Below are 21,073 nucleotides of genomic sequence, written 5' to 3'. Positions count from 1 at the left end.
GCCCTCCGGGCTCGGAACAACACCCTTATTGCCCTTCGGGGCGCGTTCCCGCTCCCCGCGAGGAGCACCCTTGCGCCTGCCGCGCGCCCCCAACCTCCCGACTGCGCGGCGGGGTTCGCCGCTGGGGTGGCTGTGGGGGGTGACCGTCAAGGGGCGCGCTCTTGCGTGGGGTCAGCGGTACGGGGGAGCGGGGGTGGGAGGGGGTGAACGTCCGGGGTGCGCTCTTGTGTGGGGTCAGCGGTACGGGGGGGCGTGCGGGGGAGCCGCCTTGTGTCAGCTCACCGCGATTCCCTTTTTTTGCCGCCCTCTCGCCTCCGGCGGCTTAGATCCGGTGTCGACGGTCGATCGTGCTCGCTCCCTCGTTCCTCGGTCGCTGTGCGCGTTCTCCCTTTCAACACCGGCGCCGCCTTTGGCTCGCTGGCTACCGGCGAACCCACCTGCGTAGACGCACCCGAGCGGCGAACCCACCTGCGCAGCGGTGCTGTAGGGGCGCAGCCCCTCGCGTAGACGCACCCTGGGGGCGAACCCCAGCGCGCGGACGTGTGCTAGGGGCGCAGCCCCCTTGGTGGGGGTGGTGGGGGAGACGTGGGAGGATTCTCGGCGTGAGTGCGCACCAGCAGACCGCTGCTTCCCCGTTCATCCGCGCCTGTCGGCGCGAGCCCGTGCCGCATACGCCGGTGTGGTTCATGCGGCAGGCCGGGCGTTCGCTGCCCGAGTACCTGAAGATTCGCGAGGGCATCGCGATGCTGGACTCGTGCACGCGGCCCGACCTCATCGCCGAGATCACGATGCAGCCGGTGCGGCGGCACAAGGTCGACGCGGCGGTCTACTTCAGCGACATCGTGGTGCCGCTCAAGGCGATCGGGATCGATCTCGACATCAAGCCCGGCGTGGGCCCGGTGGTGGCGGACCCGATCCGTACGCGGGAGGACCTGAAGCGGCTGCGGGCGCTGGAGCCCGAGGACGTCGGTTACGTCACCGAGGCGATCGGCCTGCTGACGGCCGAACTCGGCGAGACGCCACTGATCGGATTCGCGGGCGCGCCCTTCACGCTGGCCAGCTACCTCGTGGAGGGCGGCCCGTCGCGCAACCACGAGCGGACCAAGGCGCTGATGTACGGCGACCCCGAGCTGTGGCGTGACCTGCTGGACCTGCTCGCCGACATCACCGTGGGCTTCCTGAAGGTGCAGATCGAGGCGGGCGCGAGCGCCGTCCAGGTCTTCGACTCGTGGGTGGGGGCGCTCGCGCCCGTCGACTACCGGCGCTACGCGATGCCCGCGTCGGTGAAGGTCTTCGACGCGGTCGAGGACTACGGCGTCCCGCGGATCCACTTCGGCGTCGGCACCGGCGAACTGCTCGGTCTGATGGGCGAGGCGGGCGCGGACGTCGTCGGCGTCGACTGGCGGGTGCCGCTGGACGAGGCGGGCCGTCGGGTCGGTCCCGGCAAGGCGCTCCAGGGCAACCTCGACCCGTCGGTGCTCTTCGCCCCGACGGCGGCCGTCGAGGCGAAGGCCCGGGAGGTGCTGGACGCGGCCCCGGCCACCGGCCATGTGTTCAACCTCGGCCACGGTGTCCTGCCCAGCACCGACCCGGACGCTCTCACCCGTCTCGTCGACTTCGTGCACACCTCGACCGAGGTGTGACGGCTCAGTCCGTCGGCGGCTCCTCCGCACGCTCCGGCGCGTCCGTACCCGCCGGAGCCGTGGAGGGCGTGCGCTGCGGGTGGATCGGCGCGTGCGAGGACGGGCTCCAGGGGCGCGGCGCCATCGTCGGCGGCTCCTGCCGGGGCCAGCGGCGGCGCACCAGCCGGTAGCCGATGAAGCCGGCCAGCGCGACCACCAGGAACGGCAGCACGGCCGACAGGACGACCAGCACACCGCGGATCGTCACGTAGAAGGCGTGCCAGCCGCCGCCCAGCGCGTGGCCGACCTGCGTCCAGAAACCGTCCTCGTGCTTCGGCTTCGGCTTCGCCGCGACGTGCTTCACCGGCGGCTCGACCAGCCGCAGCGTCACCGTGGCCAGATCCGTCCGCTCCCGCAGTGCCGCCTGCTGCGCCTGGAGGGACTCCAAGTCGGCCTCGCGCGTGCTCAGTTCGCGCTCCAGCGACACCACGTCGCTGAGCGAGCCCGCCTGGTCCATCAGCTTGCGCACCCGCGCCACACTGGCCTGCTGCGACTTGATCCGGCTCTGCACGTCGACCACCTGGCCGGTGACGTCCTCGACGCCGACCTTGCGCTCCATCAGCGTGCCGAGCCCGGCCAGCCGGGTCAGCAGACCGTCGTACGCCGCGGGCGGCACCCGGAGCTGGATCGTCGACTGCTCGTGGCCCCCGGCGTCGACCGAGGTGTCCTCGGTGCCCGCGTAACCGCCCGCGTCGGCGACCATCGCGCGGGCCTTGTCGAGCGCGTCGCCCACCTTCGGGGTGCGGACGGTCAGGTGGGCCGTACGGACGAGGTAGCTGGGCGCGGACGGCTTGGCGTTGTTGCCGGTGGTGGCGGCCTTGTCCGACGCGGAACCGGGCGTACCGGAAGGCGCGTTCCCGGCGTCCGTACCGCTGCCGCCGTTCTTCATCGAGTCGCTGCCGCTGTCGTCCTGGCCGCGGGCCGCCGGGGCGGCGGCCTTGTCGGAAGCGCCGCCGCTTTCGCTGCTGCACCCGGCGACCGCGAGCGAGGCGGCCAGCAGCAGCGCGGCCGGGACGGCGGCCAGCCGCCGCCGTCCGCGCCGGCCGGCGTGGTGCGCGCGCCCGGTGCGCGGCGCTCCGGGTCTGTGTGTCCTCACGTCAATTCCCCCCAGGTGCGAGCCTCGTGAGGCCCGCCTAGTGACCTGTAGTGACAGTTGGACGTGGACGGTCCGCGCCGGGTTGCGGTCCCGCGGTAGCGATGGGATCACGTTCGGAACTCGGAACGGAGTCTGAGACAGTGGACGCATGAGCCAGACGCACAACGGCACGGGCGCTCCTGAACACGCGATCGTCATCGGCGGCGGAATCTCCGGACTCGCCGCGGCGCACCGGCTGGCGGGCGCGGGCGTCCGCGTCACGCTGCTGGAGGCGTCGTCGCGGCTGGGCGGCAAGCTGTACGCCGACGAGATCGCCGGGGTGCCGGTCGACCTCGGCGCCGAGTCGATGCTGGCCCGCCGCCCCGAGGCGATCGCCCTGGCCCGCGAGGTCGGGCTCGGCGACGACCTGGAGCCGCCCGCGGTGCTCGGCGCCGCGCTGTGGACGCGCGGCAAGCTGCGGCCCATGCCCAAGGGACACGTCATGGGCGTGCCCGGCGACCTCGGGCCGCTCGCCTCGTCCGGTGTGCTGTCCGCCGCGGGTCTCGCCAGGCTCCCGCTGGACCACGTACTGCCGCGCACCGAACTCGGCGACGATGTCGCGGTCGGCGCCTTCGTCGCCGCCCGGCTCGGCCACGAGGTCGTGGACCGGCTCGTCGAACCACTGCTCGGCGGCGTCTACGCGGGCAACGCCTACGAGATCTCGCTGCGCGCCGCGGTGCCGCAGCTCTTCGAGGCCATGCGCACCGGGCGCTCCCTGATCGAGGCGGCCCGCGACATCCAGCGCCGGGCCGCGGCCAGGGCGGGCGGCGCGGGACCGGTCTTCAACGGCATCCGCGGCGGCGTCGGACGGCTGCCGCTCGCGGTCGCCGAGGCGTGCCGCGCCGCGGGCGTCACCATCGAGACCGACGCGCCCGTACGCGAGCTGCGGCGCACCCCGCACGGCTGGCAGGTCGGCCTCGACGGCCGCGCGCTGGAGGCCGACGCCGTGGTGCTCGCCGTGCCCGCGCCCACCGCGGCCCGGCTGCTCGCCGCCGAGTCGCCCGCCGCCGCGGCCGAACTGGACACCGTCGAATACGCGGGCATGGCGCTGGTCACCATGGCCTTCCGCCGCCGTGAGATGACACGGCTGCCCAACAGCAGCGGCTTCCTCGTCCCGCCGGTCGACGGCCGCACCATCAAGGCGTCCACCTTCTCCAGCCGCAAATGGGGCTGGCTCGGCGAGGCAGGCGGCGACACCGTCGTCCTGCGCACCTCCATCGGCCGCCACGGCGACGAGGCGGACCTCGCCTGGGACGACACCGACCTCGTCCGCCTCTCCCGCGACGACCTGGAGGCCGCCGTGGGCCTGCGCGCCGCCCCGATCGCCGCCCGCGTCACCCGCTGGACCGCGGGTCTGCCCCAGTACCCGGTCGGCCACCTCGCCCGCGTCGCCCGCGTCCGCGAACACCTCACCAAGCTCCCCGCCCTGGCCGCCTGCGGCGCCGCGTACGACGGCGTCGGCATCCCCGCCTGCATCGCCGGCGCCCACCGCGCCGCGGCCGAGCTGCTGCCGCGGGGCTGAACGGCTCCGCGCCGGGCGGCCCCGCGGGGCGTCGTGGGGGACCCTGGTGCCGGGAGCGTCGGGGGGCGCGGGAGAATGGGGGGTATGACCGACTCGACTGCCGACCGCGCTTCCGATTCCGCCGACGCCACGTCGGCGAAGGCCCCCAACGCGGGGAAGAAGGCCAAGGACCTCAACGAGGTCATTCGCTACACGCTCTGGTCGGTGTTCCGACTGCGCGACACCCTGCCCGAGGACCGCGGCGGGTACGCGGACGAGGTCGAGGAGCTGTTCGCGCAGCTCGCCGCCAAGGACATCACGATCCGCGGGACCTATGACGTCTCGGGGCTGCGGGCCGACGCCGATCTGATGATCTGGTGGCACGCGGAGACGGCCGAGGAGTTGCAGGAGGCGTACAACCTCTTCCGCCGCACCAAGCTGGGGCGCGCGGTGGAGCCGGTGTGGTCCAACATGGCGCTGCACCGCCCGGCGGAGTTCAACAAGTCGCATGTTCCGGCCTTCCTCGCCGATGAGACGCCGCGCGAGTGGGTCAGCGTCTATCCCTTCGTGCGCTCCTACGACTGGTACCTGCTGCCGGACGAGGACCGCCGCCGGATGCTCGCCGACCACGGCAAGATGGCCCGTGGCTACCCCGACGTGCGGGCGAACACCGTCGCGTCCTTCTCGCTCGGCGACTACGAGTGGATCCTGGCCTTCGAGGCCGACGAGCTGTACCGGATCGTCGACCTCATGCGGCACCTGCGCGCCTCCGAGGCCCGCCTGCACGTCCGCGAGGAAGTCCCCTTCTACACCGGCCGGCGCCGCGAGATCGCCGACCTGGTCGCGGGCCTGGCCTGACGCGGCAGCGCCCGTATCGCGGGGTCGCGCGGCGTGCGCGGCCCACGGGCGGCCAGGGCCGACAGCGGCGGCGCGTCCCGGGGTATCCCCCGGAGCGCCTCCTGCCCGGCCGGGGCCGCCCACCGCGTGTACGGATAGACCTCGACGCGCGCCACCGCCCAGCACGCCCCCGTCAGCAGCAGCGGCAGCACGTACCAGAGCAGCGCGGGCGTGCCGTCCGGCGCACGGACCGACCCGTTCAGCACGACGGTGGCCACCGCCATCGCCAACGTCAGCCCGGTGGCGCCGCGCACCTGCCGCACCCCCGCCGCGAGCCGTTCGCGTGCCGCCGCCGGAACCCCGAGCCCGGCGGCCACCAGCCGCTCGCCGAGCGCGCGTACGGCCTCCGGCCAGGAACGCCGTTTCGTACTGCCCGAGTTCGACGTCGTCCGTGGGCCGCCGCTCTCCGGGCGCTCCACCGGCCGCGGCGACCCCGGCCAGGCACAGGCGCGCGCCGGCGGCGGTCGCCGCGGCACACGCGACGAGCAGCAGAAGAATCCACATGAGGGATTTCTACCGGACTCCGCCGACACCGCGTTCTCGGCCTGTGGATAACTCCGCGAGCGGGCTGGCGGGGCCCGTCAGAGCGTGCCGGGGGCGGGATGCGCGCGCAGGGACGGGTGGTCGGCGACGACGGTGGCGGAGCCCGGGGCGACCTCGGTGAAGCCCGCGTCGCGGACGACGGGGAGCGAGGAGGCGCTCAGGCGGGTCCACAGGGCGGGGGAGGGGGTGCGGACGGCCAGGGGGAAACCGCCGGCGCGCCAGGCGTCGCGGTCGGCGTCCGACAGCTCCCACCAGGCGAGTTGGGCGCCGTGTCCGGCCTGGGCCATGGCCTTCCCGGCCGACATGGTGACGTCGGGATTCATCCACAGCACGGGGCGCGGGTCGCCGGGTTCGAGCGGTGACGGCGGCTGCGGGTCGTCCAACTCCGTGCCGGAGACCTGGAGTTTGGCCAGTTCCTTCGGCCAGCCGTCGAGCGGCACGGGCGGGTACACCCGCACTTCGGCGGGCGGCACATCGGCCGTACCCGCTTCCGTGTCCGCCCGCGGCACCGATCCCGACGCGGACCCCGATCCCGATCCCGTCACCGTGATGCCCGGCAGGGCCGCCGCCCGCCGCCACTCCGCTCCGCGCGCCCGCCGTACGACCTTGCGGATTCTGGCGTCCTGCCAGTCCCGTACGGCCTGCGCCCACTCGCCGTCGTCGGCCGTCGCGCGCTCGTCGCAAAGCAAGGTGAGGACGGCGCGCGCCGCCGTCTCCAGAGCGTCGGTTCGGGCCGGGGGCGCGTCGCGCTCGATCCGGACGACGAGCGGGAGGACGAACTGGGGTGCCGCGTCGCGGTCGGCGACCTGGTGCTGGAAGGGGCTGCTCACCGCCCCAGTCTGCCACCCGCTGCTGGACGCCGATCCGCCGTGGCGTGCGGCGTCGGTGCGTACGGAAGCGGCGGCGGCTGCGGCGGCCGCGGCGGCCACGCCGGAACCGGTGGCGCCCGCCGATGTCGTCGTGCCAGCCACGACGCTCCCGCAGGGCACCGCCCGCCCCGGCGGGGCGGTTCGGTTGTCTCCGGACCACCGGCCGGTGGGGGCTGATCGCGCAGTTCCTCCCCCAGCCTTCGGCCGGGAGGTGCCCCCAGCGCCGCTTCGGGGCCCGTTCCGCCGCGGGGGCTGGTCGCGCGTCCCCGCGGCGCTGAAAGGCTGCCCCCCGCCGGAGGCGCACGGCCCCCCCGGAGGGGTTACTCCGTGGGGGTCAAGGTCAGGGAGATGGAGTTGATGCAGTAGCGCTGGTCGGTCGGTGTGCCGTAGCCCTCGCCTTCGAAGACGTGGCCCAGGTGGGAGCCGCAGCGGGCGCAGCGGACCTCGACGCGGGTCATCCCGAGGGTGCGGTCCTCGATGAGTTCGACGGCGTCGGTGTCGGCAGGGTCGTAGAAGGAGGGCCAGCCGCAGTGGGACTCGAATTTGGTGTCGGAGCGGAAGAGCTCGGCACCGCAGGCACGGCAGGCGTAGACGCCGGTCGTCTTCGTGTCGGTGTACTCGCCGACGAAGGGCCGCTCGGTACCGGCTTTGCGCAGGACCGCGTACTCCTCCGGCGACAGCTCGGCGCGCCACTGCTCGTCGGACTTGCTGACTTCGTAGGACATGGAGGTCTCCTCAGCTGCCGAGGCGGGCGAGAATCAGGGGACCGAGGTCGGTCACGTCGCCCGCGCCCATGGTGAGAACGAGATCACCCGGCTTCGCCATTCCTGCGACCACGTCCGGTACCGCCTGCTTGTCGTGTTCCGCGGTCACGTCGGCGCCCGCCGCGCGGGCCGCGTCGATGATGAGTGCGCTGGTCACACCGGGGATCGGGTCCTCGCGGGCCGGGTAGATGTCGAGGACGACGGAGGCGTCGGCGAGGGCGAGGGCGGCGCCCATCTCGGTGGCCAGCTCGCGGGTGCGGCTGAAGAGGTGCGGCTGGAAGACGACCAGGACGCGGGCGTCCCCGGCGGCGCCGCGGATCGCCTCCAGGTCGGCGGCCATCTCGGTCGGGTGGTGGGCGTAGGAGTCGATGACCTGGACGCCCGCCGCCTCGCCCTTGAGCTGGAGGCGCCGCTTGACGCCGGTGTACTTCGCGAGGGCCGAGGCCAGATTCCGGGTCGGGGCGCCGATCGCGGTGCCCGCGGCGAGCGCGGCGACGGCGTTGTGCGCGTAGTGGCGGCCCGGCACGGAGACGGTGAAGGTCAGCGGGCGGCCGTCGATGACGACGGTGACCTCGCTGGTCAGCCCGCGCGGGTTGATCTTCGTGATGCGTACGTCGGCGGTCTCGGCCTCGCCGACCGTCACGATGGTCAGACCGCCGATGTCCCGTACCCGCTTCGTCAGCTCGACGGCGCCCGGCTGGTCGGCGGAGATCACCAGCGTGCCGCCGGGGCGGATCTTGCCGACGAAGGTCTCGAAGGAGTCGTAGATCTCGTCCATCGAGGCGTAGTTGGCGTGGTGGTCGAGCTCCACGTTGAGGATGATCGCGACCTCGGGCGCGTACGTGTGGAAGCTGCGGTCGCTCTCGTCGGCCTCCGCGACGAAGATCTCGCCGCCGCCGTGGTGCGCGTTCGAGCCGGGCGCGTCCAGGTCGCCGCCGATCGCGTACGACGGCTCGCTGCCGAGCGCCGTCAGCGCGACCGCCAGCATCGAGGTGGTGGTGGTCTTGCCATGGGTGCCCGCGACCGCGATCGGCCGGGTGTCCTCCATCAGCGCGGCCAGCGCGTCACTGCGGTGCACCACGGGGACGCCGCGCTCGCGGGCCGCCGCCAGCTCCGGATTCTCCGGGCGGATCGCGCTGGAGACGACCACCGAGGTGGCGTCCTGCGCCAGGTGCGCCGCGTCGTGGCCGATGTGCACGGTCACGCCGAGCGCGCGCAGCGCGCCCGCCGTCTCTGACTCACGTGAGTCACTGCCCGCCACCCGCGCCCCGCGCTGCGCGAGGATCTTCGCGATCCCCGACATTCCGGCGCCGCCGATGCCGATGAAGTGCGGTCGGTCCATGGCGGGGGGAACGGACGGGCTCATACGGAGGTCTCCCGGAGATGTGCGTGGTTCGTTTATTGACCGGGTCCCAATTCTCGCACCTCCGGGCGGGCGGACGACTCTGCCCGCGCGCCCGTGGCACCGCGCGCCGACCCTGACCGCGCGCCCATGGCACCCCCCGCCCGGCGAGACGTTTCTGCAAGGGGTGCCCGGGACACACGACGCCCGAGCCGCCGGGTGGCGCGGCGCCGCCTCATCGCGCTCGCCGCCTCATCGTGCCCTGCGCCTCATCGTGCCCTGCGGCTCATCGCGCTCGGCGCCTCATCGCGCGCTGCGCCTAATCGTGCTCGGCGAAGAGCTTCAGCACCGGCACCCCCACCTTGTGCCGCGCCCGCGACGTCCAGTCGCGGTGGAAGAACTCCTCCACGAAGTGCGGCGCGGTGAGCACGATGACCTCGTCGGCGTCGGTCTCCTCGACGACCGTGCGCAGCAGGTCGAGCGGGTGCTTGTCGACGATCCGGCCCACCGCCTCCGCGCCGGAGGCGCGCAGCGCCTCCAGGGAGTGCGCCAGGGCCCGCTCCGCGACCGGGGTGGCGTCGTCGCCCTCCGGCTCGCGGTCCTCGTGCGCGGCGTCATCCAGATAGCCGAGCGCCACGTCGTCCACGGCCCGCAACAGCCGGTCCTGGTCGCCGCGTGGCTGCATGAGCACGACGAAGGAGACCTGCTCGTCGCCGTGGAGAGAGGTGACGAGCTCCACGTCGGCCGGTGCGAGCGGCTTCTCGATCATGAGTACGGTCGTGAACACGGACGCGTCCTTCTTTCTCGTGCTTCGTCGGGGCCACCGGGCCGGCGTTGGAACAATCCTGCCCCGATCTTCGCGGGGCACTCGGGTAAGTGTTCCCGCGCGGAGCAAAACGGAACGAGGGAATCCGCTTTTTTCGGTCGCGGTTCCACCGTGCGGCGCGCCGCTGGTCAGGTGGGTGGCATGAGGTGTGTCGGTGGGACGGTCGGGCGGTCAGGCCCGGACGTAACGGGTGAACAGGAAGCCGTCCTCCTCCAGGACGGAGCGCGGGACGAGGCGGGCCGGGCCCGGAACGTCGGGGCCGTGCATGATCCGGGGCGCGTCGCCGCCCCCGAGCACCGGGGCGACGGTCAGGCACAGTTCGTCCAGCGTGCCGGCCGCGGCGAACTGCGCGAGGACCCGCGGGCCGCCCTCGTGGAGCAGCCGCGTGTGGCCCAGCGCGGCCAACTCGCGCACCGCGCGGACCGGGTCGACGCCTTCGCCGTCGCCCGCGACGACCACATGGGCGCCCGCCGCGCGGGCGGCGGCGACACGGTCGGCGGGCGGCGACGCGCCGGTCAGCACCAGGGTGGGGGTGACCGGCGCGGTGAACAGCGGTGTCGTGAAGTCCAGATCGAGTCCGCGGCTGATCACCGCGACGGCGGCGGCCGGGGTCTGGCCGTCGGCCGCCCTGCGCGCCGCGAACACCTCGCGGGCCCTCGCGGGCCGGTAGCCCTCCAGGCGAACCGTTTCCGCACCCACCAGCACCACGTCGGCCAGTGCGCGCAGCACGCCGAAGACCCGCATGTCCGCCTCCGACGACAGCGGCGCCGACCTGCCGTCGTACCGGGCCGCGCCGTCCAGTGACGACACCATGTTGGCCCGGAGGTACGGGCCCGCTCCCCGTTCGGGGTACGCGTACGCGTCCGCCAGGCCGAGCGGTGTCTCCAGCCCGGCCGAATCGTTCGCTCCCGCTACGGGATAGAGCCGTCGCATCCCCGAAGTCTCCCACGCCGCGCCGCTACGGGCCGGTCGGCGCCCTCGGCCCGCCGCCCCTGTACGCGTGGGGTCGGACACATGCCGGCGGGGGCGGAACCGGAAGGCACTACGCTGGTGAGCTGTGTCGACCTCTGTCGTTTCGTCTGGGAGTGCCGCGATAGGCGGCGATGGCGGGCCCGTGTCACTCAGCGCGCGCACGCCGCATGTGCCGGTGGAGCGATTGGTGGCGGAGATGGTGCCGCCGCCGCGGTTCGACGGCGTCAGGTTCGAGACCTACGTGCCCGACCCGAATCAGCCCAGCCAGGCCGCGGCCGTACGGGCCCTGGCCGGTTTCGCGGCGTCGCTGACGGCCGCGCCGACGCCCAAGCGGTGGTTCCGGCGGGAGGCGCTCGCGCCCGGCGGCCCCGGCGGGGTCTACCTCGACGGCGGTTACGGCGTCGGCAAGACCCACCTGCTGGCGTCGCTGTGGCACGCCACCCCGGCGCCCGCCGAGCGCAAGGCGTTCGGCACGTTCGTGGAGCTGACCAATCTGGTCGGCGCCCTCGGCTTCCAGCACGCGGTGGCGGCGCTCAGCGACCACCGGCTGGTCTGCATCGACGAGTTCGAACTGGACGACCCGGGCGACACGGTGCTGGTGTCCACGCTCCTCGGCAAGCTCGCCGACGCGGGCGTACGGCTGGCGGCGACGTCGAACACGCTGCCCGGCAAGCTCGGCGAGGGCCGCTTCGCCTCCGCCGACTTCATGCGGGAGATCCAGGGCCTGTCCGCCCGCTTCACCAGCCTGCGGATCGACGGCGAGGACTACCGGCACCGCGGCCTGCCCGAGGCGCCGACCCCGCACACCGACGAGCAGGTCACCGCCGCCGCGGCCGTCACACCCGGCGCCGCGCTCGACGACTTCGGCGCGCTGGCCGCGCACCTGGCCACCGTCCACCCCAGCCGCTACGGCGCGCTCTGCGACGGCGTCGGCGCGGTCTTCCTGCGCGGCGTGGAACCCGTCACCGACCAGGCGACCGCGCTGCGCCTGGTGGTGCTCGCCGACCGGCTCTACGACCGCGAGATCCCCGTACTGGCCTCCGGCGTGCCCTTCGACCGCGTCTTCGGCCAGGACATGCTGGCGGGCGGCTACCGCAAGAAGTACTTCCGCGCCGTCTCCCGGCTCACCGCGCTCGCGCGGGACGCCGAGAAGCTGACCGGCACTGGCGGAGACCGCTGATCCGGCGCAGGATCGGTGCATGGCCAAGAGCGGGAGCAAGGACAAGGGCAAGGGCAAGCACGGCGCCGAGCACGCGCACGTGGACCGGCACGCGCACGAGGACGGCCGGGGCGGCAAGCACGCCGACGCCGCCGCCAAGAAGGCGCAGAAGGACCCGGGCCTGCGCTCCCTGCTGCGCGTGCCGCCCGGCGGCGGACCGGTCAACCTGCGGGCGTACGACCCCTCCGCGACCCCCGGCGGCCCGCGTGACAAGGCGACGGCCCTGGCCGCGACCGAGGAGCTGCGCGCCCGGCTGGCCGAGCTCCAGGAGCGGCTGTGGGCGCAGAGCACCGCGGGCGACCCGCACTGCGTGCTGCTGGTGCTCCAGGGCATGGACACCTCGGGCAAGGGCGGCACCGTCAAGCACGTGTCCTCCGGGCTGAACCCGTCGGGCATCCGCGTCACCGCGTTCAAGGCGCCCACCGAGGAGGAGCGCCAGCACCCCTTCCTGTGGCGCATCCGCCGCGCGCTGCCCCGCCCCGGCGAGCTGGGCGTCTTCGACCGCTCGCACTACGAGGACGTGCTGATCGCCCGCGTGCGCGACCTCGTGCCGCGCGCCACCTGGAGCCGCCGCTACAGCGTCATCAACCGCTTCGAGCAGTCGCTCGCCGACGACGGCGTCACCGTCGTCAAGGTCTTCCTGCACATCAGCTACGACAAGCAGCGCGAGCGGCTGCTGAAGCGGCTCGACAACCCGGACAAGCACTGGAAGTTCAACCCCGGTGACATCAGCGAGCGCGCGCTGTGGCCCGCGTACCAGAAGGCGTACGAGGTGGCCCTGGAGCGCTGCTCGACCGACGCCGCGCCCTGGCACGTCGTGCCGTCCGACCGCAAGTGGTACCGGAACTGGGCGGTCGCCAAGCTGCTGCTCGAACACCTCGAACTGATCGACCCGGCCTATCCGAAGGCCGACTTCGACATCGAGGAGAACCGCGTCGCGCTCCTCAAGACCTGACCCGCGTGCCCGGCCCTAGCCGGAGCACGCGGTGCGCTGCGCCTCCTGCCACTCGCACACCGGGCAGTACGTCGCGCCGCGCGTGCTCGCCGGATACTCGGTCGGCTCGCCGCACAGCACGCAGTCCGCGAGGGCTTCCGCGTCGGGCGTCGGGGTCGTCTGTGTCACCCGTTCACCGTAACGCGGGCGCGCAGCACGGCGGCCCCCCGGGGCGGAAGCTGGACGGCCGCGTCCGGGCCCGGCAGCACCTTGCACGACGGCCGGGCCAGCACCACCTCGCACGGCACGTCCAGCGGCACCCGCGCGGGCGCGTCGGAGAAGTTCACGACCGTACGGAAGGGGCCGCGGGCCAGCCGCAGCGTCCGGCCGCCCGCGGTCGCCGCGACCGTGTCGAGCTGGGGATCGGTCAGGGCGGGCTCCGACCTGCGCAGCGCGATCAGCCCGCGGTACCACTCCAGCAGCTCGCGGTGCCCCGCCTTGTCCGGCTCGGCCCAGTCCAGGCACGAGCGGTCCCGGGTCGCGTGGTCCTGCGGATCGGGCACGTCCTCCTCCGCCCAGCCGTGGTCGGCGAATTCGCGGCGCCGCCCGCGCGTGATGGCCGCGCCCAGCTCCGGGTCGTCGTGGTCGGTGAAGAACTGCCAGGGCGTGCCCGCGCCCCACTCCTCGCCCATGAAGAGCATCGGGGTGAACGGCGAGGTCAGGACGAGGGCCGCGGCCACGGTGAGCTGGTCAGGGGTGAGCCGGTCGCCGGTCGCGCGGTTGCCGATCTGGTCGTGCGTCTGCGCGTAGCCCAGCAGCCGGTGGGCGGGCGCGGCGGCCCGGTCCAGCGGGCGGCCGTGGTGCCGGCCGCGGAAGGAGGACCAACTGCCGTCGTGGAAGAAGCCCCCGGTGAGCGTCTTGGCCACCGCGGCGGGCCCGGCGGCGGCGAAATCCGCGTAATAGCCCTGCGCCTCACCGGTGACGGCCGCGTGCAGGGCGTGGTGGAAGTCGTCGCTCCACTGGGCGTGCAGGCCGAGGCCGCCCGCCTGGCGCGGGGCCGTCGTCCGCGGGTCGTTCAGATCGGACTCGGCGATCAGGAACAGCGGGCGGCCGAGCGCGGCTGACAGCCCGTCCACGGCCGTCGACAGCTCCTCGAGGAAGTGCAGGGCGCGCGTGTCCACCAGCGCGTGGACGGCGTCGAGGCGCAGCCCGTCGAGCCGGTAGTCGCGCAGCCACGACAGCGCGCTGCCGATCAGGAAGTCCCGCACCTCGTCGGAGCCGGGCGCGTCCAGATTGACCGCGTCGCCCCAGGGGGTGTGGTGCCGGTCGGTGAAGTACGGGCCGAACGGCGGCAGATGGTTGCCCGACGGGCCCAGGTGGTTGTGGACCACGTCGAGGACGACGCCCAGGCACTGCTTGTGCGCCGCGTCGACAAATCGCTTCATTCCCTCGGGGCCGCCGTACGGCTCGTGCACCGCCCACAGCGACACGCCCTCGTACCCCCAGCCGTTGGTGCCGGGGAACGGGCACACCGGCATCAGCTCGATGTGCGTGATGCCCAGCCGGGCCAGGTGCGGCAGCCGCTCGATCGCCGCGTCGAAGGTGCCCTCGGGGGTGAAGGTGCCGACGTGCAGTTCGTAGACCACCGCGCCGGGCAGCGCGCGGCCCGGCCACGGCACCGTCCAGGCGAACGCGTCGTGGTCGACGACGGCGCTCGGCCCGTCCGGGCCCTCCGGCTGGCGGCGCGAGCGCGGATCGGGCAGCGGCGGACCGCCGTCGAGCAGATACGCGTACCGCGTGCCCGGCCCGGCGGACACCTCCGCGCGCCACCAGCCGGCCCGCGCCGGGTCGGGGCCGAGGCCGTGCCGTGTGCGGTCGTCGATCAGGATCTCCACCTGCTGGGCATCCGGCGCCCACACCTCGAACAGCACCCACGGCTCCCGTCTCGTCATCCGGTTCGTTCAGCGTCTTCGGTCTTCCGCGCGGCGGTCTTCCGCGCGGAAGTTCTCCGTACAGCGGTTTTCTGTACGGCGGTACGGCGGTCTTCTGTACGGCAGTCTTCTGTACGGCGGTCTTCTGTGCGGGCGCCCCCGAGGCCGTTCCTCGCGGGTGCCCGGGGCCGTGGCCGCGCCACGGACCCCGGGCACATGCATGCCCACGGAACGGCCTCCCGCATCACCGCGAGCGGATCAGCGGGGGAACATCACACTGCGTCGGGGACGAAGTCGATCCGCTCCTGAACGATCGGATACCCCGCCTTCGCGAAATTCCGCGCCATCGGGACATTCGTCCGGTCGGTGGCCGCCGCGACCTTGACCGCGCCGCGGTCGACCAGGTCGTGAGTGCACTCGACCAGCAGGTCGTACGAGTAACCGCGGCCCCGCTGCTCGGGCACCACGGCGATGAAGCCGATGCACGGGCCGGCCGGATTGCGCGCGGGCACGTGCAGCCCGGCCACCTCGCCGTCCGGGGTGTACGCCACCCGCCGCCAGTCGGCGGGCGAGGGGAACCAGTCGAAGAAGCCGATGGTCTCGTCGAGGGCGGCCTCCAGGCCCTGTTCGGCGATCATCCGGCGGTCGTGGGCGTCGAGGGTGCCCTCCATGATGCGGGCCATGACGGCCCGGAAGGCGGTGTCGTCCGGCTCGGGCCGGTACTCAAGACGCCCGGTGCGCGGCGGCAGCGGGCAGTCCGCCGTCCACTCGTAGCGGTACCGCTCGACCAACTCGCGCAGCCCCGCGGCCTCGACGGCCGCCGCGCGGCTCCGCGCCGCCGCCGTCACGTCGGGGCGCTCGCGCCAGTCGGGCGGCAGCAGCAGGCTGTACTCGGTGTTCAGGGGCGCGGCGCGCAGCAGTTCGGTGGCCGCCTCGGCTTCGCCCTCGGCGAAGTCGAACCAGTCCAGGGCCAGCGGCTCGCTGTCCTCGGGCTTGGCCCACCACGCGGCCCGCGCGACGACCTTCGCGCCGCGCAGCGCGACCCACGACCACTCGGGCCGGTACTCGCCGCCCGCGTCGAGGGTCGCGAAGGACTGGCCGAGCAGGGCGCGGCCGACGAACGCGTCGCCGGTGTCGGTACGCGTGCCGGATGCCGTCTCGGCAAGGGAGTTGAACAGGGCGGACTCGCCCGCGACGAGCGGGCGGAAAACCAGATCGGACATGGTGAAGCGATTCCTTCGGGAGTTCGACGGAGCGCTCCCGGGACCATCTCCCCGTGGATCTACGGACGCCCTGCGGAGGGGCGGGAGCGCGGCACAGTGATGTACGTCATCGCTCTCGCCTCCTTCTCGTCCGGTCATGGGCGTGATCGGCACCCTAGGCGGGCGACGGCCGACAAGGCCACCGGTTTTACGCGGCGGCCCTGTCGGGATGTCGACGCGGGTGCGCGGGAGCGAGCGGGGGCGGCTCACCCCGCCGGGCTCACCTCTCCGCGCTCACCTCTCCGCGCTCACCTCTCCGGGGTCAGCAGGGCCACAGGGCTGCGGCCCAGCAGTTCGGCCAGCGGGGCCGCGCCCTCGTACGTCCCGCCGCCCAGGCGGTCGTGCCAGCGGCCCGGAGGGAGCGGCAGCGACGCCTCGCGCCAGCCGCCCGCCGCGGCGAGGCGGGCGGAGAGCCGGGTGACGACGGTGAGGGCGGAGCCGCCGCGCAGGAAGGCGAGGCAGTGGTCACCGGCAGGACCCTGCGCGACGAGGGGGATATAGGAGGCGGTGGGGCCGTACCACTCGGGGCGGTCGCGCCGCAGCCGGAGCGCCACCGCGGTCAGGCGCAGCTTGGCCTCGTCGAAGGAGCCCGGCGCGGCGCCGTCCAGCAGGCGGTCCAGGGTGCGGTCGACGCCGAACCGCTGGGTCCCGCCGACCGGCCCGTTCATGGGGCCGCGGTTGTCCGGGTCGACCAGGGTGTACACCGGGAATTCGGTGTTCTGGTAGACGTCGGGCACCCCCGGCATCGTCAGGTGCACCAGCGCCGCGCCGAGCGCGTTGGCGTCGGCGTACGGGGCGAGGGAGTTGACGAATTCGCCGACGTCGTAGACGCCCGCGCCGCACGGGCCCTGCTCGGTGAAGTCGGTGACGGCCTTCTCGTACGCCTCGTCCTGCTCGGTCCACGAGGTGTGCAGGCCCGCCTCGCGGACCGCCTTGAGGGCGGCGGGCACCAGCCGGTCCGGGTGGCAGAAGCCGAGGCCGACGCCGGTCTGGAAGACGGTGTACGCGGTGTGCCGGTCGGGCGCGGGCGCGTCGCCTGACCGCTCGGCGCGGGCCTCGCGGGCGCCCATCCACTCCCGCCAGGCGTCGGGGAGTTCGGACAGGACGGCCAGCCGCAGCCGCAGGTCGGCGCTGCGCTTGGTGTCGTGCGTGGACAGGACGGTGCCGGTGCCGGGGTGGTCGCGCTGGATCCGCGCGCAATAGGCGTGGAATTCCTCCGGGGCCGTCGCCGGATGCGCCGGGCTGCGGCCGACCTCGCACAGCGACAGCAGCGGCGAGTAGCGGTAGAAGGCGGTGTCCTCGACGGACTTGGCGTGCAGCGCGGAGGCGACCTGCGCGAAGCGGACGGCGAAGTCGTCGGCGTCCTCACCGGGCACCGTCGCGCCCTCGGCCGGGCGGCCGAGCGCAAGGTCGCGCAGCAGGCCGATCGCCGGGGCGAGCCGCCCGTCGGCGCTTTCCGCCGCACTGGAGGCGGCCTCGGTCACCATCAGGGTGTCGCCGGGCGTCGCCGGGGTGCCGGGGCGTACGTACGGGCGGTACACCGGGATACGGACCAGCAGCTCGCGCAGCGCCTCCTCCAGCACGGACGTCGCATAGGGCGCCGTGTAAGGGTCGGTCTCCTGGTGCTCGGCTGTTACCGGCCCGGCCGCTCCCTCGGTCCCGCCGCCCGTGCCGGGGCCCTGCGCCCGCTGCGCGCTCGCCGCGAGGCGGGAGACCTCCGCGGCGAGGTCGTGGCCGACGATGCGGTGGGCGGCGCGCCGCGCGGTCGGCTCCCACCGGCCGCCGCGGCTGTCCTCGACGCCGGTGAACTCCCGGTAGAAGTCGGTCACTTCGGCGACGCCCGCCGGGTCGGTGAACAGCCCGTCGATCCGGTCGAGCGCGTCGTACCCGGTGGTGCCCGCGCACGCCCAGTCGGCGGGCAGCGCCTCGTCGCGCTGGAGGATCTTCTCCACCACCGTCCACCGCCCCTCGCTGGCCTCGGCCAGGCGGCGCAGATAGCCCGCCGGGTCGGCGAGGCCGTCCGGGTGGTCGATCCGCAGCCCGTCGGCGACGCCTTCGCGCAGCAGCCGCAGCACGGTCGCGTGGGTGGCCTCGAAGACGTCCTGCCGCTCGACGCGGACCGCGATCAGGTCGGAGATCGTGAAGAAGCGGCGGTAGTTCAGCTCGGTGCGGGCCTGCCGCCAGTACGCCAGCCGGTACCACTGCGCCTCCACCAGTTCCGGCAGCGGCAGATTCTCCGTGCCCGGCCGCAGCGGGAACCGGTGGTCGTAGTAGCGCAGCACCTCGCCGCCCGCGCGCTTGTCGGAGACCACCGAGAGCTGCCCGAGGACGTCGGGCAGGGGGTCGCCCAGCACGGGCAGCAGCACCTTGCCGCCCAGCGCGGCCCAGTCGATGTCGAACCAGTCGGCGTACGCGGAGCCGGGACCGTCGCGCAGCACCTCCCACAGCGGGCCGTTGAGGTGTTCGGGCGCGGGCACCGCCATGTGGTTGGGGACGATGTCCAGGATCAGGCCGAGGCCGTGCTCGCGGGCGGTGTGCGACAGCGCCCGCAGGCCCTGCTCGCCGCCCAGCTCCTCGCGTACCCGCGAGTGGTCCACCACGTCGTAGCCGTGGGTGGAGCCGGGCACCGCTTCGAGGATCGGCGACAGATGCAGGTGCGAGACGCCGAGCGAGGCCAGGTACGGCACGTGCGCGGCGGTGTCGGCGAAGGTGAAGCCGGGCTGCACCTGCACCCGGTAGGTGGCGGAGGGCGTCACGGGAAGTCCGGTCATGAGGTCTTCTCTACCCCGGATTCGGCCGTGAAGCGGCCGAACGCGCCCGGGTCTCCCCGGACGCCGTCCGTATCGCCGAAAGCGGCCCGTCCTTCCCCGTGGCAGGCCGGCCGCGTCGCCGACCCGCGGGCCACCTGCCGCGCCGCCGACCCGCGGGCCACCGGCCGCGCCGCCTCACGCGGAGCACGTGTCGCGCCGCCGGGCCGCTACAGCGCCGGGCGCTGGAGCACCACCATGCTGCGGTCGGCCAGCTCCACCCGGTCCCCGGCCCGTACGCGCTGGCCGGTGCCCGGCGGGACGCCCCCGGCCAACTGGGTGTCCACCACGAGCTGCCACTCCAAGCCGTGGTTGACCGGGACCACGAACTCCTGCGGCTTCGGCGCCGCGTTGACCATCAGCAGGAACGAGTCGTCGGTGACCGGCTCGCCGCGCGGCCCCGGTTCGGAGATCGCGTTGCCGTTGAGGAAGACCGACATCGACCTCGCGTGCGCCGCCTGCCAGTCGCGCTGCGCCATCTCCTGCCCCTCGGGCGTGAACCAGGCGATGTCCGACAGTTCGTCGTGCGTGCCCTCGACCGGCCGCCCGTGGAAGAAGCGCCGCCGCCTGAACACGGCGTGGTCGCGCCGCAGCCACACCATCGTGCGCAGGAACTCGTGCAACTGCTGCGCCTCGTCGTTCGGCCCGCCGTCGTCCGGCTTGCCGGGCCAGGACACCCACGCCAGTTCGTTGTCCTGGCAGTAGACGTTGTTGTTGCCCTTCTGGGTACGGCCGAACTCGTCGCCGTGCGAGATCATCGGCACGCCCTGCGAGAGCATCAGCGTGGCGAGGAAGTTGCGCATCTGCCGCCCGCGCAGCGACCGCACCTTCTCGTCCTCCGTCGGCCCCTCCGTACCGCAGTTCCAGGACCGGTTGAAGCTCTCGCCGTCACGGTTGTTCTCGCCGTTGGCGTCGTTGTGCTTGTCGTTGTACGACACCAGGTCGCGCAGCGTGAAACCGTCGTGGCAGGTGACGAAGTTGACCGAGGCCAACGGGCGGCGGCCGTCGTCCTGGTAGAGGTCGGAGGAACCGGTCAGCCGGGAGCCGAACTCGGCCAGCGTGGCGCTCTCGCCGCGCCACAGGTCCCGTACCGTGTCGCGGAACTTCCCGTTCCACTCGGTCCACAGGGGCGGGAAGTTGCCCACCTGGTAGCCGCCCTCGCCGACGTCCCACGGCTCGGCGATCAGCTTCACCTGCGAGACCACCGGGTCCTGCTGGACCAGGTCGAAGAAGGACGAGAGCCGGTCCACCTCGTGGAACTGCCGGGCCAGCGTGGCCGCGAGGTCGAAACGGAAGCCGTCCACGTGCATCTCGGTGACCCAGTACCGCAGGCTGTCCATGATGAGCTGGAGGACGTGCGGGCTGCGCATCAGCAGGCTGTTGCCGGTGCCCGTGGTGTCCGTGTAGTACCGCTTGTCGCCGCCGAGCCGGTAGTACGAGGCGTTGTCCAGGCCGCGCAGCGACAGCGTCGGCCCGAGGTGGCTCCCCTCGGCCGTGTGGTTGTAGACCACGTCCAGGATCACCTCGATCCCGGCCCGGTGCAGCGCGCGGACCGCCGTCTTGAACTCCAGCACCTGCTGCCCGCGGTCGCCCAGCGAGCAGTACGAATGGTGCGGCGCGAAAAAGCCGATGGTGTTGTAACCCCAGTAGTTCGCGAGGCCCGCGTCCACCAGACGGTGGTCCTGGATGAACTGATGCACCGGCATCAGTTCCAGTGTCGTCACCCCGAGTTCCACCAGATGGCCGATCACCGCCGGGTGAGCCAGCGCCGCGTAGGTGCCGCGGATCTCCTCCGGCAGACCCGGGTGAGTCATCGTCAGGCCCTTGACGTGGGCCTCGTAGATGATGGTCTTGTGATAATCGATCCGCGGGGCGCGGTCGTCGGCCCAGTCGAAGTACGGATTCACCACGACGGACGTCATGGTGTGCGGGGCGGAGTCCAGATCGTTGCGCGAGTCGGGCTGTCCGAAGCGGTAGCCGTAGACCGCCTCGTCCCAGTCGATGCTGCCGCTCATCGCCTTGGCGTACGGGTCGAGGAGCAGCTTCGCGGAGTTGCAGCGGTGGCCGCGGGGCGGGTCGTAGGGCCCGTGCACCCGGAAGCCGTACCGCTGACCCGGCATCACCCCCGGCAGGTAGGCGTGCCGTACGAAGGCGTCCGCCTCGCGCAGCTCGACGGCCGTCTCCGACCCGTCGTCGTGCAGCAGGCACAGCTCGATACGGGACGCCACCTCGGAGAAGACGGCGAAGTTGGTGCCCGCGCCGTCGAAGGTGGCACCCAGGGGGTACGACTGACCCGGCCAGACTTGCATCTCGTGACTCTTCCACTCCCGGACCGGGAGAGCGCGGATCGATTCCGCGCACCCGGCCAGCTTCGTTGCCGAATTCGTTG

The 21,073-nt window shown here is 73.2% G+C and carries 17 protein-coding genes; 5 read left to right on the top strand and 12 right to left on the bottom strand.

Annotated features, from left to right (window positions below):
- The first annotated feature begins 602 nt into the window (after nt 1-602).
- Nucleotides 603-1,643, top strand: a complete 1,041-nt coding sequence (hemE, locus tag ACIQCJ_RS16465) for a uroporphyrinogen decarboxylase (RefSeq protein WP_355338664.1) — start codon at nt 603-605, stop codon at nt 1,641-1,643.
- 4 nt (nt 1,644-1,647) lie between these two features.
- Here hemE and ACIQCJ_RS16460 read toward each other — a convergent pair whose 3' ends face one another.
- Nucleotides 1,648-2,778 (bottom strand): DUF4349 domain-containing protein, encoded by a 1,131-nt coding sequence (locus ACIQCJ_RS16460; protein ID WP_391048756.1) that lies wholly within the window; start codon nt 2,776-2,778, stop codon nt 1,648-1,650.
- 148 nt (nt 2,779-2,926) lie between these two features.
- On the opposite strand from ACIQCJ_RS16460, the gene hemG reads away from it, so the two are divergent.
- Both hemG and hemQ read left to right on the top strand, forming a co-directional pair.
- Complete coding sequence (gene hemG, locus ACIQCJ_RS16455; protein ID WP_401312164.1) at nt 2,927-4,339, top strand: protoporphyrinogen oxidase; 1,413 nt, start codon at nt 2,927-2,929, stop codon at nt 4,337-4,339.
- 84 nt (nt 4,340-4,423) lie between these two features.
- On the top strand, nt 4,424-5,176 hold the full coding sequence (hemQ, locus tag ACIQCJ_RS16450; RefSeq protein ID WP_355338673.1) for a hydrogen peroxide-dependent heme synthase: 753 nt from the start codon (nt 4,424-4,426) through the stop codon (nt 5,174-5,176).
- Here hemQ and ACIQCJ_RS16445 read toward each other — a convergent pair.
- From ACIQCJ_RS16445 to ACIQCJ_RS16420, 6 genes are all read right to left on the bottom strand, one after another.
- Nucleotides 5,125-5,634, bottom strand: coding sequence for a hypothetical protein (locus ACIQCJ_RS16445; protein WP_402711690.1), 510 nt, complete (start codon nt 5,632-5,634; stop codon nt 5,125-5,127). The genes hemQ and ACIQCJ_RS16445 overlap by 52 nt on opposite strands.
- Nucleotides 5,635-5,796: 162 nt before the next feature.
- The gene (locus tag ACIQCJ_RS16440) at nt 5,797-6,588 is read right to left on the bottom strand and encodes an aminoacyl-tRNA hydrolase (protein ID WP_402711755.1); all 792 of its coding nucleotides are present in this window, start codon (nt 6,586-6,588) and stop codon (nt 5,797-5,799) included.
- Between the two features lie 359 nt (nt 6,589-6,947).
- Nucleotides 6,948-7,352, bottom strand: a complete 405-nt coding sequence (gene msrB, locus ACIQCJ_RS16435) for a peptide-methionine (R)-S-oxide reductase MsrB (RefSeq protein ID WP_355338679.1) — start codon at nt 7,350-7,352, stop codon at nt 6,948-6,950.
- A 10-nt stretch (nt 7,353-7,362) separates the two neighbouring features.
- Complete coding sequence (murC, locus tag ACIQCJ_RS16430) at nt 7,363-8,757, bottom strand: UDP-N-acetylmuramate--L-alanine ligase (RefSeq protein ID WP_402711689.1); 1,395 nt, start codon at nt 8,755-8,757, stop codon at nt 7,363-7,365.
- A 295-nt stretch (nt 8,758-9,052) separates the two neighbouring features.
- Nucleotides 9,053-9,520 (bottom strand): indole-3-glycerol phosphate synthase, encoded by a 468-nt coding sequence (locus ACIQCJ_RS16425; protein ID WP_402711688.1) that lies wholly within the window; start codon nt 9,518-9,520, stop codon nt 9,053-9,055.
- Between the two features lie 210 nt (nt 9,521-9,730).
- Entirely contained in the window at nt 9,731-10,492 is a 762-nt protein-coding gene (locus ACIQCJ_RS16420) for a pyrimidine reductase family protein (RefSeq protein WP_401312176.1), read from the bottom strand.
- 181 nt (nt 10,493-10,673) lie between these two features.
- On the opposite strand from ACIQCJ_RS16420, the gene zapE reads away from it, so the two are divergent.
- Together zapE and ACIQCJ_RS16410 are read left to right on the top strand one after the other, a co-directional pair.
- Nucleotides 10,674-11,711 (top strand): cell division protein ZapE, encoded by a 1,038-nt coding sequence (gene zapE / locus ACIQCJ_RS16415; RefSeq protein ID WP_402711687.1) that lies wholly within the window; start codon nt 10,674-10,676, stop codon nt 11,709-11,711.
- A gap of 19 nt (nt 11,712-11,730) precedes the next feature.
- The gene (locus ACIQCJ_RS16410) at nt 11,731-12,705 is read left to right on the top strand and encodes a polyphosphate kinase 2 family protein (protein WP_402711686.1); all 975 of its coding nucleotides are present in this window, start codon (nt 11,731-11,733) and stop codon (nt 12,703-12,705) included.
- A 15-nt stretch (nt 12,706-12,720) separates the two neighbouring features.
- Here the strand turns inward: ACIQCJ_RS16410 and ACIQCJ_RS16405 are convergent, their stop codons facing one another.
- From ACIQCJ_RS16405 to glgX, 5 genes are all read right to left on the bottom strand, one after another.
- Nucleotides 12,721-12,873 (bottom strand): hypothetical protein, encoded by a 153-nt coding sequence (locus ACIQCJ_RS16405; protein ID WP_223186409.1) that lies wholly within the window; start codon nt 12,871-12,873, stop codon nt 12,721-12,723.
- Nucleotides 12,870-14,636 (bottom strand): malto-oligosyltrehalose trehalohydrolase, encoded by a 1,767-nt coding sequence (treZ, locus tag ACIQCJ_RS16400; RefSeq protein WP_401312187.1) that lies wholly within the window; start codon nt 14,634-14,636, stop codon nt 12,870-12,872. Before treZ ends, ACIQCJ_RS16405 begins: the two co-directional genes overlap by 4 nt.
- A 251-nt stretch (nt 14,637-14,887) precedes the next feature.
- On the bottom strand, nt 14,888-15,838 hold the full coding sequence (locus ACIQCJ_RS16395) for a GNAT family N-acetyltransferase (RefSeq protein WP_402711685.1): 951 nt from the start codon (nt 15,836-15,838) through the stop codon (nt 14,888-14,890).
- A gap of 287 nt (nt 15,839-16,125) precedes the next feature.
- Nucleotides 16,126-18,648 carry a malto-oligosyltrehalose synthase gene (gene treY / locus ACIQCJ_RS16390; RefSeq protein ID WP_402711684.1) on the bottom strand — a complete coding sequence of 841 codons (2,523 nt, stop codon included), beginning with the start codon at nt 18,646-18,648 and terminating at the stop codon, nt 16,126-16,128.
- Between the two features lie 206 nt (nt 18,649-18,854).
- Entirely contained in the window at nt 18,855-20,993 is a 2,139-nt protein-coding gene (gene glgX, locus ACIQCJ_RS16385; protein ID WP_402711683.1) for a glycogen debranching protein GlgX, read from the bottom strand.
- Between the last annotated feature and the right edge of the window lie 80 nt (nt 20,994-21,073).

It is taken from the genome of Streptomyces sp. NPDC093221, assembly GCF_044753885.1.
Lineage (GTDB): Bacteria > Actinomycetota > Actinomycetes > Streptomycetales > Streptomycetaceae > Actinacidiphila.
Note: the sequence above shows the minus strand (reverse complement) of the source record. Positions and strands in the feature narration are given on the sequence as shown.

What these genes read in the sequence shown, in the direction of transcription:
- hemG (WP_401312164.1), top strand. Translation starts at nt 2,927, where the DNA reads ATGAGCCAGACGCACAACGGCACGGGCGCTCCTGAACACGCGATCGTC.
- hemQ (WP_355338673.1), top strand. Translation starts at nt 4,424, where the DNA reads ATGACCGACTCGACTGCCGACCGCGCTTCCGATTCCGCCGACGCCACG.
- msrB (WP_355338679.1), bottom strand. Translation starts at nt 7,352, where the DNA reads ATGTCCTACGAAGTCAGCAAGTCCGACGAGCAGTGGCGCGCCGAGCTG.
- murC (WP_402711689.1), bottom strand. Translation starts at nt 8,757, where the DNA reads ATGAGCCCGTCCGTTCCCCCCGCCATGGACCGACCGCACTTCATCGGC.
- ACIQCJ_RS16420 (WP_401312176.1), bottom strand. Translation starts at nt 10,492, where the DNA reads ATGCGACGGCTCTATCCCGTAGCGGGAGCGAACGATTCGGCCGGGCTG.
- ACIQCJ_RS16410 (WP_402711686.1), top strand. Translation starts at nt 11,731, where the DNA reads ATGGCCAAGAGCGGGAGCAAGGACAAGGGCAAGGGCAAGCACGGCGCC.
- treZ (WP_401312187.1), bottom strand. Translation starts at nt 14,636, where the DNA reads ATGACGAGACGGGAGCCGTGGGTGCTGTTCGAGGTGTGGGCGCCGGAT.
- ACIQCJ_RS16395 (WP_402711685.1), bottom strand. Translation starts at nt 15,838, where the DNA reads ATGTCCGATCTGGTTTTCCGCCCGCTCGTCGCGGGCGAGTCCGCCCTG.
- treY (WP_402711684.1), bottom strand. Translation starts at nt 18,648, where the DNA reads ATGACCGGACTTCCCGTGACGCCCTCCGCCACCTACCGGGTGCAGGTG.
- glgX (WP_402711683.1), bottom strand. Translation starts at nt 20,993, where the DNA reads ATGCAAGTCTGGCCGGGTCAGTCGTACCCCCTGGGTGCCACCTTCGAC.